Raw genomic sequence first — 16,177 nt, 5'->3', positions numbered from 1 at the left:
CTTCCTTTTTAATACATAGTCTGTTAAGTAGCCAAAAAGGTTGGAATCAACTTAGAAAATAATTATGTCATCTATTCTTATCATTAACGCCCGCGTGGTCACCGAAGGACGTATTTTGGAACAAGACGTTCTGGTAAAAAACGGTTTGATTGAAAAAATCGGGGGTGATTTAAAACATCTTGCTACCGATAAAATCATCGATGCCGCGGGCAAATACCTACTACCGGGGGTGATAGACGACCAAGTTCACTTTCGTGAGCCAGGTCTAACGCACAAAGCTACTATTTATTCGGAAGCCAAAGCGGCGGTAGCGGGCGGGGTGACTTCTTTCATGGAGATGCCCAATACCGTACCCAATGCACTGACCCAAAGTTTATTGGAAGATAAATACCAAATTGCTTCGCAGACCTCGTTGGCAAATTACTCTTTTTTTATGGGGGCTTCCAACGATAATTATGATGAGGTTATGCAAACGATTTGCCCTGATGTGTGCGGCATCAAGATTTTTATGGGCTCTTCCACGGGCAATATGCTGGTTGATGCACCAGAAGTGCTGGAAAAATTGTTTGCCAATGCGCCTTGCTTGATTGCCACGCATTGCGAAGATGAGCCCACGGTTCGGCAGCGTACAGAAATGTTTAAACAACAATATGGTGACAACGTCCCGTATGATATTCACGCGCTCATTCGCAACGAGGAAGCTTGTTACAAATCCTCTTCGATGGCGGTGGCGCTGGCAAAAAAACACGGTACACGGCTGCATATCCTTCACATTTCGACGGGTGAAGAAACCGAATTATTTGAAGTTGGTAGCTACGGAAACAGTGCCATAAGCGAAAGAGATAAACGCCAAAAACGCATCACCTCAGAAGCTTGCGTACATCATCTATGGTTTGACGCCGAAGATTATCATCGATTGGGTGCCCAAATCAAATGCAATCCTGCCATCAAAGCGCCTCATCACAAAGAAAAAATCTTTCAGGCACTGCTTGACAACCGCATCGACGTCATCGCTACCGACCACGCTCCACACACTTGGGAAGAAAAATCAAAAGGCTATTGGGCGGCCCCTTCGGGTTTACCTTTGGTGCAGCATTCGCTCAATATCATGTTAGAATTTGTGCAGCAAGGTAAGATTTCGATAGAACGAGTAGTAGAGAAAATGAGCCACGCCGTAGCCGACGTATTTCAGATAGACCGCCGTGGCTATATCCGCGAAGGCTACTGGGCCGACTTGGTATTGGTCGATTTAAATCAACCCACAACCGTAACTAAAGAGAATATTTTATTCAAATGCGGTTGGTCCCCATTGGAAGGAACTACCTTTCAATCAGGCATTACGCACACGATTGTTTCGGGACATTTGGTGTATGCCAACGGGGTTTTTGATGAGTCTGAAAGAGGAAAACGGTTGTATTTTACACGTACAGTTTAGAGACGCACAGCGTTGCGTCTCTACGCATTTCAGTTCACTCTTTATTTTATCGGTTTCGTCGGGCAAAACCACAGGTTTATCTTTTTTTTTTGGCAACGTGCAACCTTTTCACCCACCTTTACATCATATAGTTGTAGAGGGTTGGTGGTCAATGGTTATGTGATGAAAGGAAGTTTTCAACGATAAGAGAAATTGCTCACCATTCATCCTTAAAATTTGCCGATTAACACTTTTTAGCCAAAAACAAGGTACTTTGTATTGCATAATACCATCCCAAACATATATCTTTGTTTCAACATTCAGCCATCGGAAATAAATACTCGTTACGAATCCATTTAAAAACTCATACAGTCATGAAAGCTATCACCCTCGTCGTCGCCCTGTGTTTGTTGAGTACCGCCGCTTTTTCAATTGGCCGGCCGCACAATATTTTTGCGACCCACAAAGCCTTGACCGAGCGTACGGTTGTTTCTCAACCCCAAAAGACTGTGATTCCGCAAGGTTCTATTCTTAAGAACGTTACGCAACGAGCACAGGACGGCGTGGAGGAAACTCGCCAAGCTGTTTCTACCGTTGGGCGTATTGTAAGCTTCATTGTTAAAATTACGCACTAGTACTTCCACCGTCAGCAGGTCTCAGCCCAATGACAAAAGCACTCCACAAAAACATTCAGAAGTAAGAAATTTATTGTAGTTAGGGTTTAGGAAAAGCGACAAACGCTGCTCGGTTGGGTGGCGTTTGTTTTTTTAATTACCCTTGGGAGAAGCCACAAAAAAGACCTCAAAACCCTGCCGAGGAAGAATGGAATTGGCGGCGGGACTCATGCGTTTTAAGTCAAAAGTTTCCTCAAACAAACCTTTATATTCTTCGACCGTTCCACCGAAGGGAGGACCGCCTTCAAACGGCCGATTAAACAAAAGCCCCGCCAACGTCCCGCTTGGAGTCAGTAATTCATGCATTTTCTGCACATAACGCAGCCGCAGCGAAGGGTCGATGGCGCAGAAAAACGTTTGTTCCAAAACTAAATCGTAGTGCCCCTCGTGCTCAAAGAAATCTTCACAAACAGCTTTTAAGCCTTTTGAAGCATGTTTATCTTGAAGTCTTTTAACAATTTCGGCCGATATATCCACCACGGTCACATCCGTAAACCCCTGCTGAAGAAGATATTCTGCCTCATAGCTATTGCCACCGCCAGGAATAAGGACGCGAAGATTCTTATCCGTTAATTGGTCAATGTATTCTTTCAAAGGCGGCGATATATAGCCAATATCCCAACCCATTTGACCAGCGCGGTAGCGTTCATCCCAGAAATTTTGGTCTAAATTACTCATACACTTTTTCCCCTTTATTGAGCCAAATCCCCCACGACCGTGAATAAGCGTGGACTTTTTGGGTAGGTTTTCCCTGCGTATCTACAATGGGGTTTCCTTGATTTACCCATTCAAAAATACTACCATAAAGATTTCGGACATTTTGAAACCCTGCCGCTTTGAGTTTTTCGCCAATGCGCTCGGAGCGAACGCCTACGGTACAGTATACCACTATCGGCGTATTTTTAGGAAGATTTTCCACTTTTTTGAGGTCAAATTCTTCATACCCAACCCATCTAGCTTCGGGCAAATGGCTCACTTCAAATTCGCGTTTGGCGCGGGTATCTAGCAGAACAACCTGCGGCTGTTCTTTTTTCAACTCCTTGCAACTTACCGTCGGAACGGTATGCTTGTACATTCCCTCCAACATTACTTTATAAGCGCGGCTGTTGGTCTGGGCGTTGGGTTTAAACCATGAAAATAACATCAGTAACAAAAGGAGCTTTCGCATTAGATTTCGAACGCTAAATGGAGATTCAATACATTTTGTTCGTCAAACTCCACCAATGTAGCGCGACGACCATGAATAAATGTATAACCCGTTTCGAGGTTTACACGTTCGCTCAAACTCCACAACAAGCTTCCTCCAAGCCAAAATTGGTGAAAACGCATAGGCTTTTGGCCGCTCAACAGCGGTGGGTCATGAAAAAGAATCTCCGTAACACCATTCACGCTTACAAAAGGGGTGAATTGATAACGAATATTGGCCCTACCGCGTACTCGGCCAACGGGGTGAAAATCATTGGCTTTAAAAAACCGTAACTCTTGCATAAACCGCTGCCGAAACGTGAGTTTTTCGTTCACTTCTTGATTAAACTCCACCCCGCCCGCATAACGAAACTCCTTGCCAATGGGAGCATTAAAATCCTCCTCTTTCCCCAACAGCTGATTGGAAACCATGTAACTCATTTGGGCAATATGCACCCATACGGTATTTTGGGTATTGCGATGCGTAATCAGCGCCTGCCCTCCCATCGTCAGCGGGTTAGCAGTTGGATTATGAGGATTCTCCTGATAATTATTCTGACGCCGCCACATCAATGTCCCTACAAAATTCCAGTTTGGATTCGGTTCTTTGGCTATCTGCACCCGTGACCAAAGCGTTAGGTGAGGATAATGTTGCTTTTGTGCCTCTGAAATGAAAGGCCAGACTCCAACTGCGAACAAGAAAAAGAAGCGATGCAAGGGGAAAGCAGTTGAAAAAGTTTACAGATTTAGAAAGTTTTCAAAAATGCGTTGGCCTACATTACCACTGATTTCGGAGTGAAACTGGGCCGCAAAAAAGTTGTCCTTTTGTAGCATCGCTGAGTATTCAATGATGTAGTTGGTCTTGGCCGCTGTTTGGTCGCAAAGCGGTGCATAATAGCCGTGATTATAATACACATAATCGTGCTCATTCAAGCCCGCACAAAGTGGGTTATTGAGCGAATAAATGTCATTCCAGCCCGTTTGAGGCACTTTAAAGCCATTGGTGCGCGGAAAACGCAACACATCCACGTCAAAAATCCCCATGCAAGTAGTATCGTTTTCTTCCGAATAACGACACATAAGTTGCATTCCTACGCACGTCCCCAATAACGGCTGTTTCAGCGATGGTATCAATTTATCAAGCCCACGTTCCCGCAAATACGCCATAGCGGTACTTGCCTCTCCCACGCCCGGAAAAATCACTTTATCGGCCGAACGAATCGTGTCTGGGTCGTCGGTCCATTCGTAGGCCGCGCCAATTCGGTCCAAGGCGTACATCACCGACTGTACATTGCCTGCGTTGTATTTGATAATAACTGTTTTCATCGTTTTTATTGAAGGCCCAACATTTTGATGGCGGTGATGGCGGCTTCGTCGCCTTTGTTGCCGTGGATACCTCCTGCCCGGTCGAGGGCCTGTTGCAGCGTGTTGGGCGTTAAGACGCCAAAAATAACGGGTTTGTTATACTTCAACGCTACGTCGGTGAGGCCGTGCGCCACCGCGTGGTTGATATAATCGTTGTGCTTAGTTTCACCCTGAATCACGCACCCGATGGCAATAACGGCATCAACGTCGGGCTTTTGGGCGTATACCTGCGAGCCAAAACTTAATTCAAAACTTCCTGGAACATTCACTCTCCGAATATTCTCGGGTTTGGCACCGTATTCGAGTAAGGTTTTATGGGCTCCTTCGTAGAGCGCGCCCGTGATTTCGTCGTTCCATTCGGCCACAACAATTACAAATTTTTTAGCACTTATATCGGGCAGACCTTCCGTGTTGAATACACTCAGGTTTTTGTGAGCAGATGACATTCTTAGCAGTCCGTTTACGGTTAATAGTCTATAGTTTTACAACAGAGAATCACAAAATTAGGGTATTGCGGCGAAGTTTCTATTTTTTCGTACTTTCGTCTTTCCTAAACCTTTCGAAATTATGCGTTTTTTATCGTTTGTTGCCCTCAGTTTTGCTTCTTTTACGGCCCTTGCGCAGGCTGATTTTCAAAAAAAGCTTCAGCGTCAACTCATCATGGCCGAAGACGGTGCCACCATTACCCTTGAGGCCGGCACTTATACATTGAGTGGTAGTTTGTCGCTCGAAGGCAAAAAAAACATTATCGTTCGCGGAGCTGGAATGGGAAAAACCATTCTGAGCTTCAAAGGCCAAACCGATGGTGCCGAAGGATTACGGGTGAGCAACGCCGACAATATAATACTAGAAAATTTTACCGTCCAAGATGCCAAGGGCGATGCCATCAAAACCATGAATGTCAATGGGATAACGTTCAGAAATGTCAAAACAGAATGGACAGGCGAGCCCAAAGCCACCAACGGCGCTTACGGATTGTACCCAGTTATGTGCCAAAATGTATTGATTGAGGGCTGCGTGGCCATTGGTGCTTCTGATGCGGGGATTTACGTAGGACAATCCAAAAATATCATCGTACGCAATTCCCGTGCTTACCACAACGTAGCGGGCATTGAAATTGAAAACTCACTCGTGGCCGACGTCTACGACAACGAATCCACCGAAAATACGGGCGGCATTTTAGTGTTTGACTTACCCGATTTGGTACAGAAAAAAGGCGGGAATGTGCGGGTGTACAACAATCATATTCACCACAATAATTTCCCCAATTTTGCCCCAAAAGGAAACATCGTAGCCAGTGTGCCGCAGGGTACGGGAGTCATGATTTTGGCGACTAATCAAGTAGAGATTTTCAACAATAAAATCATTGGCAACAACAGCCTTGGCACAGGCATTGTCAGTTATTTTCTGACCGAAAATCGCATCAAAGACAAAGACTATTACCCTTATCCCACGGGCATTTATATCCACGACAACGTCTATGAGCGCGACCGCGTGCGCTATCAGGGTAAAGGCCGCATGGGCCAATTATTTCGTTATAAATTACGATTTGGTAAAAAAGTCCCCCATATCATTTACGACGGAATTGTGGACACCAAAACTTTAGAAAATGATCAAATTAAAGCGGAAAGCCGCATTTGTGTTCGTAATAATCAAAACGCAACCTTTGTAAATATTGACGCAGCCAATAATTTCAAAAATGTTTCGCGCGATGCCGCTGCCTACGACTGTACTCACTCGGCCCTCAAACAAGCGGCGGTCAGTATGAAATAATTTATTTCTTATGGGCCGCCTCGTAGTGCGCTTTTAATAAATCTTCACCCCAATCGTTGGTTAAATCACGCACCACGGAATGTACGTGGTTACCGCCGTTTTGGGTATTGTCGTACTCAATCAAAAACGTAGGGCCGTGTACGCGGAAATAATGCCCACGCCCTGCCCCCCGAATCGGCTCGCGGTCGCCCATCCAAGCAAAATAAATTTTGTTCATATCTGATTGGCGCAAACGGTCCAATTCCTGATTTTTGAGCGTTACGTGGTATCGGCTTAGATAGATATTTATCAATTCCTGAAACATTTTTTGTTGCGCAGGTGCCATATCGCCCAGTGCCAATCCTTCCCGATTTTCGAGATTCACCTTTCGAGAATTGGTGGTTAGTAAATCATTGGGCGCTTTGTCGGCAAGCATTACTTTTTTGAGTTGTTGCTCGTCAAAGGAGCCCAATAATCGAAATGCAGCATCGGTTTCTTCTTTCAACACCTGTTTTCCTTCCTGAACGTAGCCCGGCAGCACAATGCCGGGATTGCTACCGAAAAAGCTCGGCATAAATTCCACTTTGTTATCCACAATCGTAAAATGCAACGACAAATGATGGCCTTCCACACTCCAGCCCCAGGGCTGCTTGGCATCGGGACTACCAAAAACGACAAAGGCGTAATTTTCAGGGTCGCGGTAAGTGTCATTTTCGGGGCGTTTTTCCACTTGTCGCAGCACATATTCCAAACTGATAATCGCCTCTGCTTTCGCCAATCCCCCGTCGCTTAATGCGGTTTTCATCAGATTCATGGCCGCTTTGCGCTGGGTTTCGTCCATTTGTTTGAGTGGCAATCCTTTGCGTTGACGCGGCGTGTAGTTCCAATCATAACGCCACTCGGAGTCGAAAGACAAATTGGCCAATGCTTTTTGTTCTGCTGTAAGGGCTCCTAAAAATTGCTCAGAAGCTGATTTTAGGTCACTACTGAGCTTTTTTTGCGCGTGTAGCTCTACTGGAACAACGTAGAGATAGAGGAATAAAAGCGCTAAAATTTTTGCGCTGTCAGAGGTTCTGCGAGAACCAAAAGAGTAGGTTGGCATAATTGGGGCAGAATTTAAGGAATAACACTCTGAAAATGATGACATTCCTTAAATCTACTCCATAAAAAAACCGAGAACAGTCGTCCTCGGCTTTTTTTATAATCTGACACCAATATGAATTCTTTATGTTAAGGCTGCACTTTGGCGGGCGCAACCCATTCATTTATCTTTTTATCGTAGACCAAAGTCGAATCTGGCCACTCCACGTAATGCTTCATGGTCATGTACTTGTCGATGTTTCCTTCTTTTATCATTGCTTTAAACAAAAACTCACCTCGTTCCAACACCAAACTGTCACTCTTAAAATGAGGTGTACACCATAGTTCTTCGTACTCCAAAGGCATTAAATTTTTGCCCATCTTAAACTTACCTCCTACACCACGCTTGTAATAGCCACTACCCACCGGGCGGTTGATGAAAAAGTAATGCGTGGAATCAGGCGTAACAAAATAGCTCTCAAACTTGTACTGCCCCAAGCGACCAACGTATTCTTTACGAAAACGTGGCTCAAAACGGGTAGCGTTGGTAGCTCCTTTAGCATACTGACTGGTGTAAGTAATGATGTTGGCCAAAAGCGTATCTTTCTCATTATTAGAAAAATACGTGCTTACATCGTAAGGGGCGCTGTCTTTGCAACTCACAACGCCAGCAGTTATCCCAAAAGCAATAAATAAAAGAAAGAACGCGGTTGAAAATTGTGTTTTCATAAGTTTCGGGAAGTCGAATTTAAATGACTTCCCGAAATATACTAATTATTGCACTTTGGTATAATCCGTCGTGCCTGAATTAAAGTTAGCCCATTTAGCAGTCCAGTCGGCATCTTTAAACGCGCCGATAAAATCGGTCGTTGTAAAGAAAGCACCCGCAGGAGCTTGACCACCTTTGGTCAATGTTTCTGTGGCAGAAGCGCCAACGGTAAAGGTAGGTGTACCCGCCACAAACAGGGTATTGCTCAAACCAGTAAGCGTCCAATCCGTCAAGATTTTATTGCCTGGCTGCGCCGCAAACCACTCAGATGGTTTTTGCGTGCCAATGTTGGCAAGGGCTACTGGCGTAGTAGCAGTATTTACATCACGAACCGCAAAACCGTTAGGGTTACCTGCACCAGCACCGAAGCTGTTTGAACCCCAGCTTTTTACCCCAGAAACCACCACACGGTTCAACACCAATTTTCCATCGGCGGCATTTTGTAATGTAGAAACCGCGCCACTTGGGTCGATGAAAACACCATTAGGAAAGCCCGTCACAACGGTATTATGAATCTTCACTTGGGCATTGCGACGCAAGTGCATACCGTTTTGGTACTGAACGCTGATCGCAGTTGTATTGTCTAATTTTGGTCCAATCAGGGAGAAGTTCGATAGAGTAGCCGATGTCACTGGCGTGTTGGCTGTACCGCTTCCGTCATTGTCGATTTCAAAACCGTTTGAACCTGACTGGTCAGCAACCGCCGCACCACGAAGACCGATTCCGTATTGTAAATTTCCACTAAAACCGTTGTCAATGTCGAAATCATCGTCCAAACCACGGTAAGCAATCAAATATTTACCGTTAACGGCGCCACCAAACCACTCAAAAGAGTCGTCGCCACCGTAAGATGCCTGCAAGTATTCCATGGTAGTGCCACTTCCGACCGAACCAAACGTAAACGAGTTTACTTCTTGGTTGGGGTTGATGGGAATACCAGCGTATTCTACCCGAACGTATTTCAATGAACCTGAATTGTCAGCGTTGTCAGTACCACCGTGGAATGCACCGTACTGGCCTTCCAATTCAGCCACTCCTTTTACACCACCCGTGGTTAAGTTGTTCAAACCTTTACCGCAGATAACCAAACCACCCCAGTCGCCCGCTTCACGCTCGCCAATGGCGCGCTCAGAGGTAAATACAATCGGGGCATCGGCGGTTCCGTTGGCGATGATTTTGCTACCACGCTGTATAATCAACGTTGCTTTTGAAGAGCGCTCACCAATAATCACCGTACCTGCTTCAATGGTCAGTGTACCAGTTTTAGTGGGGGTTCCGTCAATTTTGGCATCTTCACCCACCCGAACGAATCCTTTCAGACGGTATATATTTCCTTTTGTCCAGCTAATATTTCCTTCTAAAGTACCGCTTACATCCACGATGGGCTTGCTCGGAACGGCCGAAACCGTAACGATTTGTGTAGCAATCGTAGAAGCTTGGTCTTTGCTATCAGTAGCTTGAAATGTAAATACAACCGTAGACCCTACTGGCAGGCTTTCTACCGTGTAATCTTTGGTATAAGAAAGTGTTGTTTCACCCGTAAGTGCTTTGCTTTCAAATGTTTGACCATTTTTCAAAACGGTCAATGTTTTCAAACCGCCAGGAGCGTTGAGCGTAGCCGTAATTTTTACGACATCACCTGTTTTGGCGTTTGCAGCGGCACCCGCCGCGATGGTAGGAGCAGGAAAAACTTCCTCCTCTTCTTTACAGGCATTGAAGATTACTGCGGTTGAGAGCAAAAGCGCTATCGTTCGCAACATTTTGATGGATTTAAACATATTCATAGTTTGGGATAATTGACTTACTTGATAGTTAAAGCATAAAACTTATAGAATGCGGAAAGAGAAGCCCAGTTGCAGCATTCGTCCCGGACGATAAGTCTGGATTAATTGGTCGTTGTTACGGTCAAATTTTTTGTCGCCGTTGCCATTCTGCAACAACACGTTGGTTTGGTTCAGAATATCAGTCACCCCGCCTTTCACCGTCCAACGCGTGCCGATGGCTTTAGAGAATGTAAGGTCCAATACGTTGCGGGGCATTTCATAAATATCGGGGTAACCTTCAAAACCTGCGGCGAAGATGCGGCGTCCAATAACGTTATAGAGCACATTTACCTGGAAATCAGACTTAGGATTGTTGTAGTTCAAGCCCACGTTGACGATGTAAGGCGATTGGCCCTGCAATGGGCGGTCGTCAGATTGGCCTAAGCCTAAAGTGCCTAACTTGATGCGGCTGAAAATCAAGGCTGCGTTGAACAACAAACTCATGTTTTGCAAGATGGGAGACGGAGCAAGCGAGCCTAATCCTTTGCGAATTTCTAATTCTAAGCCTGAGCTTACTGAGCTTTTGGCGTTGGCAAACGTAAACGTCTTTGCCCCTCCCGAGCCAGCGCCTGGCACCACGATTACCTCAATTGGATTAGTAAAATATTTGTAAAAACCCGCAATACTCACCACTTCATTGGGCGTGGGGTACCACTCGTAGCGCAGGTCAAAATTGTCAACATTGGCCGTTTGAACGTCGGGATTTCCTTTATAAACAATGTTGTAATCAAAATCATAGAAGGCAAACGGCGCTAATTCGCGGAATTCGGGGCGGTTTAGGGTACGTCCGTAGGCAGCCCGAATCAATGTTTTTTCGGAGAAATTATACGTTAAATTCAGCGATGGCAAAAGCTTATTGACGGGAAAACTCACGTTGATAGGGTCTCCGTTAATGGTTGCTGATTTTAATTGTTGCGTGTTGGCTTCATAACGTACACCCGCAATCATATTGAATTTTTTAGACAGAGGGATGTTGGCCGAACCGTAAAAGGCAATTAAGCTATTATCAGCATCGTATGAATCGCTGTTGTTGGTTTGTTCGTCAATCCGAATTCCGTCGGTGTTGTTAATGTTTTGGGGCTGAAACAATTGCGTAATTGAGCCACTCAAAATATCGGGATTGGTACGGCTGGTGCGTACATAGCCTAAGTTGCGGGCTTTAAATTCACGGCTTTTGTCTTCATAATAACCGCCAACTTTTAGCTCAATATCCGAACCGTTTTTGGTTGCCAGTTTATGCGTCAGGTTTACACCGCCCGTCACCGCATTCTCATTCATTTTTGAAGAAAAACGACCTAAGAAAAAGGCTGCTGCCGTGCCGAGGGGCACATAAAGTGTTCTTTGGCCGTTTGATTCGTCCAAATCAGACCGGTAGCGGCGATAGTCGGGTTGGTCGCGGTAGGCGTTGTTATAACCTACAACCCAGTCAACCACCGTTTTATCGTTGTTAAACTCGTGTTTTCCCAACAATTGCCCCGTATAAATTCCCCGGTACACTTGGTCAAAAGAATAGCTATCGGGCGAGAAGTTGGATTCAAGGTTGCGTCCTGTACGATTTACGGTGCTCGAATTGCTCAATTGATTGTACAGGTTTTTGAAATCAATGGAGTGATTTTCGTTAAATCTTACCGACCAGTTGTGCAAAACCCCTACCCGAATGTTCCGGTTAGACTGGGCATCGTTGTAATTATAGATGACCGACTGCACATCGTTGTTGCTCTCGTTGAAGTCTTTACGCGTTATTTCAAAAGCAGTTCGGCTATCGCTATACGTAAGCGCCGTTACGTTTCCGATTCTTACGTTGCCTGCTTGTAGTTTAAAGTTACCAGTCAACGAGTAACGTTGGTCAGGAATCGCCGAAGTCCGCTGTGCAGTCCAGTTATTACGCAAAGCGCGGCCAGCCAATTCTAATTCAGCCGGCGTGGCGAAATTCAGGTTCTTATTGGGGAAACTGCTTGGAATACTCTGGTAGCCGTTGTTGAAACCCGTCCAGTAGTTTTTGCCCTGCTCAGGTTGGTCAAAATCCCCGAAAGTCGTTCCTTGGCGGAAACTCGTGCTGTAATCAAACGTAATGCTTGTCTGGTCAGGAATGTTTTTGGTAAAAATCTTCACGACTCCACCTGCAAACTCGCCTGGCAAATCCGCCGCTGGGCTTTTGAACACCAACAAACGGTCGATTTGTGAACTTGGAATGATGTCGAATGAAAACGACTTCACGTCCGTTTCCATCGAAGGCGTGAAGGCATTGTGTAGCATTACGTTGTTATAACGCTGATTTAATCCTCTAATATTGATAAAACGGTCGCCCACGATGGTGATTCCAGGTACGCGTTTCACCACCTGCGCCGCATCACGGTCAAGGGTACGCGCAATTTGTTGAGACGAAATCCCGCTGACGATATTTTGGGAGGCTTTGATTTCGCTGATGACCGAAACTTCCGTGTTGGTTTGGCGGGTAGCTACTACCCTCACTTCTTGCAGGGTAGCGGCGGCTTCCAAAAGTGCCGTATTAACTTCGGTTACTTTATCGGCCTCAATAGACACATTTTCAATGATTTCCGTTTTATAAGAAACGTAGGTGATTTCTAATGTATACTTTCCAGCTGGGACTTTGGCAATGGAGAAGAATCCGTTTATATCAGTGGCGGCCCCAAGTTGGGTTCCTGTAAGTTTTACAGTAGCCCCGATAAGTGTTTCTTTATTCTTAGCATCGGTAATGGTGCCTCGAACGGTGCCCGACTGGGCAAAGGACTGAATCGAAGCAAAAATAATGGCAGCAAATGTGAGTAATCTGCTCATAGATTTGTAATGTTTAAATTTAACTTTCATATCAGTGTTTTGTCGGGTGCAAAAGTACAGGTACAATATTATGCCAATGTTAAGCCAACATTAAGAGTAGATTACCATTGAAGTTCGAAGAGCAAATAGTTGAATATCAAATATTTATACACAAAACAAAGTAGCTGCCACTACCATGCTAGGGTAGTACAACCAAAAATCTCTTTCTAGGCCGAAATGAGTTTTGTACTATTTTTTTAGGATGTCATAACTTTATTTTTTATTATTTTTGTCAGTATTTACCAACACCTAATGAAAAAAATATTGATTAGCACCTCCTTTTTGGGGTGTACTCTTGCTTGCCTACTGGGCGTGACAAGTTTTAAAAATGACACACCGAGGGGCACTTTTATATTTGATGAAAGTAAATGGGTCGATAGTGTTTTTAAATCACTCACGCTCGAACAAAAAATAGGTCAGTTTTTTATGCTCGCCACGCATTCTGACCGTGGTGAGTCTTATTATCGCCATTTCGATGCGTTGATTAAAAATCAGCAGGTTGGGGGGCTTATCTTCTTTAAAGGCGGCCCTGCGCGACAGGCAAGCCTGATTAATCGTTATCAGGCGCTCTCAAACGTGCCGTTGATGATTGGCATTGACGGCGAATGGGGCTTGGGAATGCGACTTGACAGCATCGAAGATTTTCCCAAACAAATGACGTTGGGGGCCATTCAGGATAATCAATACATTTATAAAATGGGCTTGGAAATAGCCCGCCAGTGCCAACGATTAGGGGTAAACGTGAACTTTGCGCCCGTTGCCGATATTAACAGCAACCCTCGAAATCCCGTGATTGGGCTACGCTCGTTTGGAGAAGACCGCGACAATGTGACCAACAAAGCCGCCGCCTACATGAAAGGCCTCCAGCATCAACGCATCATCGCCACCGCCAAGCATTTTCCTGGACATGGTGATACAGATTCCGACTCACACTATACCTTACCCGTTCTCTCGCATTCCAGCGACCGCTTGGACGAGACCGACCTTTATCCGTTCCGTAAGCTCATCGCCGACAGCCTCACGGGCATCATTACGGGGCATCTGTACGTACCCGTTCTTGACAATACGCCTTTTCTCGCTTCCTCTCTTTCCGAAAAAATAGTCACTGATTTACTTAAAAATAAATTGGGTTTTCAGGGACTGGTTTTCACCGACGCCATGAACATGCAAGGGGTGATGCGGGGACGCACCGCCGTTGATGCCAACATAAAAGCACTACTGGCGGGAAATGACATTTTATTGTACCCCGAGCACGTCGCAGAGTCTATTAAAAGAATTAAAATAGAAGTAGAAAAAGGGCGAATCCCCAAAGATGTCATTGACGAAAAAGTGCACAAAATACTTCGGGCCAAATACTGGATGGGCTTGCATAAATCTCGGCCTGTTGTGATGAAGCATTTGAACAACGATCTCCAAAAAGCCGAAGTACGGGCGCTTTCGCGCGAATTGTGTGAGCAAGCCGTTACTTTGGTTCGCAACGACAACCAACTTCTGCCCATCAGCGCCGTTGATACCTGCGCGTTTGCCTCTATCGCCATCGGCGGTGGTGGTATTAATCAGTTTCAACAAACCCTAAGTCGCTACGCCTCCTTCAAACACATCATGTACGCCGACAAACCTACTACCAACGAAGAGGTGGAGAGTTTGCTCACGCAGGTCGGCTATGCCAACGTCGTTATCGTAAGTCTGCACGAAACACGGCGGAATTTTAACCGACCGTTTGTAATTACCCCCGCTACGATTGAATTGATTACGAGGTTACAGCAAAAAGCCAAAGTGATTGTCAGTTTGTTTGCCACGCCTTACGCCCTTAAGCAGCTTCCTGCCACCTCAGCGGTGGTGTGTGCGTACGAAAATCTAGCTGATTTGGAAGTAACCGCCGCGCAGCAAATCTTCGGGGCACTGCCTTTCAAAGGAAAATTGCCTGTCTCTATTGAAGGCCAATACGCCATAGGAACGGGGTATGAAACCACCACCCTCAACCGCATCACGCTGGGTTTGCCCGAGCAAGTAGGCATGAGCACCCTACTGCTCAACCGCATGGATACCCTCATTCAAAACTCTATCAATGCGCGCATCTTTCCGGGGTGTCAGGTGGTAGTGGCGAGAAAGGGACGGATTGTTTACCAAAAAAATTACGGAACCCTCAGTTATGACAAAATCACGGAAAAAGTTCAGAATGAATCACTTTATGATGTAGCCTCGGTCACCAAGGTAGCGGCCACCCTTCAGGCTGTGATGTACCTGCAAGAACAAAATGTACTTGACCTAAAACAAAAATCGGCACACTATTTGCCTGAGTTAGTGGGGACAAACAAAGCGCAGGTTACGTTGGAGGACTTGCTACTGCACCGCTCAGGGATGGTGGCTTTTTATCCTAAACTCTGGGAACGAACCAAAACGGGAGGAGGTGGCCTGATGACCGAATATTACAGTTCCCTGCGCGACAGTGTATATTCAATGCAAATCGCGCCTAAGTTATTTGCCAAACCCGCGTTAAAAGATTCGGTTTGGCAGTGGGTGATTCAATCTCCGCTCCACAATAAGCGGGAGCCTGGAGGTCGTTATTCTTTTGTTTACAGTGATTTAGGCATTTTAATGTTACAAAAAATCGTCGAACGCGTCACCAATCAACCACTTGACGAGTTTTTGCAACAAAATTTTTACGAACCTCTTGGCATGATGCAAACAGGCTTTAAATCTTTAGAACGCTTTCCAGAAACGCAAATCGCCCCTACCGAAAGCGATTTTTCGTACCGCAACCAGCTCTTGCGCGGAACGGTACATGATCAGATGGCGGCGGTCTATGGCGGCGTGGCAGGTCATGCGGGTTTGTTTAGCACGGCGTATGATTTAGCGATTTTGATGCAGATGAATTTACAAAAAGGGCTCTACGGCGACCGGCGTTATTTTCAGGATGCAACGGTTCCATTGTTTGCAAAAATGTACGATACGGCTCACCACCGGGGTCTTGGATGGGACAAAGCTCCTACCAAAGGAGAAAGTATTTACGTAGCTCCTTCCGCCTCCGCTGCCTCGTTTGGTCATTCCGGTTTTACGGGCACAATGGTGTGGGCAGACCCTAAATATGACCTCGTTTTTGTGTTTCTTTCCAACCGTGTTCACCCCAATGCCGAGAACAATGAAATCAACCGGCAGAAGATTCGACGACGAATTCACGAGTATGTTTATCAGTCCATGGATATTACCGGAAAATAAATCTTGTGGTCAGAAAAGAGGACTGTTTTCAATAAAGCACTAATTTTAAGCGTTTTTT

Annotated in this window: 13 protein-coding genes; 4 read left to right on the top strand and 9 right to left on the bottom strand. The window is 45.5% G+C overall.

Features of this window, described 5'->3' with window-relative positions; all coding sequences use genetic code 11:
- Positions 1-64 precede the first annotated feature (64 nt).
- The gene (locus tag DVG78_RS13795; RefSeq protein ID WP_114461660.1) at positions 65-1,435 is read left to right on the top strand and encodes a dihydroorotase; all 1,371 of its coding nucleotides are present in this window, start codon (positions 65-67) and stop codon (positions 1,433-1,435) included.
- A gap of 353 nt (positions 1,436-1,788) precedes the next feature.
- Positions 1,789-2,049, top strand: coding sequence for a hypothetical protein (locus DVG78_RS13790; protein ID WP_114461659.1), 261 nt, complete (start codon positions 1,789-1,791; stop codon positions 2,047-2,049).
- A gap of 132 nt (positions 2,050-2,181) precedes the next feature.
- Here the strand turns inward: DVG78_RS13790 and DVG78_RS13785 are convergent, their stop codons facing one another.
- The 5 genes from DVG78_RS13785 to ribH are packed head-to-tail and all read right to left on the bottom strand — an operon-like array spanning position 2,182 to position 5,084.
- Positions 2,182-2,766: a methyltransferase domain-containing protein gene (locus DVG78_RS13785; RefSeq protein WP_114461658.1), complete on the bottom strand. Its 585-nt coding sequence runs from the start codon at positions 2,764-2,766 to the stop codon at positions 2,182-2,184.
- The gene (locus DVG78_RS13780) at positions 2,759-3,256 is read right to left on the bottom strand and encodes a rhodanese-like domain-containing protein (RefSeq protein WP_114461657.1); all 498 of its coding nucleotides are present in this window, start codon (positions 3,254-3,256) and stop codon (positions 2,759-2,761) included. Before DVG78_RS13780 ends, DVG78_RS13785 begins: the two co-directional genes overlap by 8 nt.
- The gene (locus DVG78_RS13775) at positions 3,256-3,990 is read right to left on the bottom strand and encodes a DUF2490 domain-containing protein (RefSeq protein ID WP_114461656.1); all 735 of its coding nucleotides are present in this window, start codon (positions 3,988-3,990) and stop codon (positions 3,256-3,258) included. Before DVG78_RS13775 ends, DVG78_RS13780 begins: the two co-directional genes overlap by 1 nt.
- 21 nt (positions 3,991-4,011) lie before the next feature.
- Positions 4,012-4,599, bottom strand: a complete 588-nt coding sequence (hisH, locus tag DVG78_RS13770) for an imidazole glycerol phosphate synthase subunit HisH (protein ID WP_114461655.1) — start codon at positions 4,597-4,599, stop codon at positions 4,012-4,014.
- A gap of 5 nt (positions 4,600-4,604) precedes the next feature.
- A complete protein-coding gene (gene ribH, locus DVG78_RS13765; protein ID WP_114461654.1) occupies positions 4,605-5,084 on the bottom strand; it encodes a 6,7-dimethyl-8-ribityllumazine synthase in 480 nt (159 codons plus the stop codon).
- Positions 5,085-5,205: 121 nt separating this feature from the next.
- On the opposite strand from ribH, the gene DVG78_RS13760 reads away from it, so the two are divergent.
- Complete coding sequence (locus tag DVG78_RS13760; RefSeq protein ID WP_114461653.1) at positions 5,206-6,411, top strand: parallel beta-helix domain-containing protein; 1,206 nt, start codon at positions 5,206-5,208, stop codon at positions 6,409-6,411.
- Position 6,412: 1 nt separating this feature from the next.
- Here DVG78_RS13760 and DVG78_RS13755 read toward each other — a convergent pair whose 3' ends face one another.
- The 4 genes from DVG78_RS13755 to DVG78_RS13740 form a co-directional block, all read right to left on the bottom strand.
- Positions 6,413-7,492, bottom strand: coding sequence for a DUF3500 domain-containing protein (locus DVG78_RS13755; protein ID WP_114461652.1), 1,080 nt, complete (start codon positions 7,490-7,492; stop codon positions 6,413-6,415).
- Positions 7,493-7,620: 128 nt separating this feature from the next.
- Entirely contained in the window at positions 7,621-8,199 is a 579-nt protein-coding gene (locus tag DVG78_RS13750) for a hypothetical protein (protein WP_114461651.1), read from the bottom strand.
- Between the two features lie 45 nt (positions 8,200-8,244).
- Positions 8,245-10,023 carry a beta-helix domain-containing protein gene (locus DVG78_RS13745; protein ID WP_114461650.1) on the bottom strand — a complete coding sequence of 593 codons (1,779 nt, stop codon included), beginning with the start codon at positions 10,021-10,023 and terminating at the stop codon, positions 8,245-8,247.
- 42 nt (positions 10,024-10,065) lie between these two features.
- Positions 10,066-12,861 (bottom strand): TonB-dependent receptor, encoded by a 2,796-nt coding sequence (locus tag DVG78_RS13740; RefSeq protein ID WP_114461776.1) that lies wholly within the window; start codon positions 12,859-12,861, stop codon positions 10,066-10,068.
- A 291-nt stretch (positions 12,862-13,152) separates the two neighbouring features.
- On the opposite strand from DVG78_RS13740, the gene DVG78_RS13735 reads away from it, so the two are divergent.
- Positions 13,153-16,119, top strand: a complete 2,967-nt coding sequence (locus DVG78_RS13735) for a serine hydrolase domain-containing protein (RefSeq protein ID WP_114461649.1) — start codon at positions 13,153-13,155, stop codon at positions 16,117-16,119.
- The last annotated feature ends 58 nt before the right edge of the window (positions 16,120-16,177 follow it).

Source organism: Runella aurantiaca, from assembly GCF_003339505.1.
GTDB classification, from domain to species: domain Bacteria; phylum Bacteroidota; class Bacteroidia; order Cytophagales; family Spirosomataceae; genus Runella; species Runella aurantiaca.
Note: the sequence above shows the minus strand (reverse complement) of the source record. Positions and strands in the feature narration are given on the sequence as shown.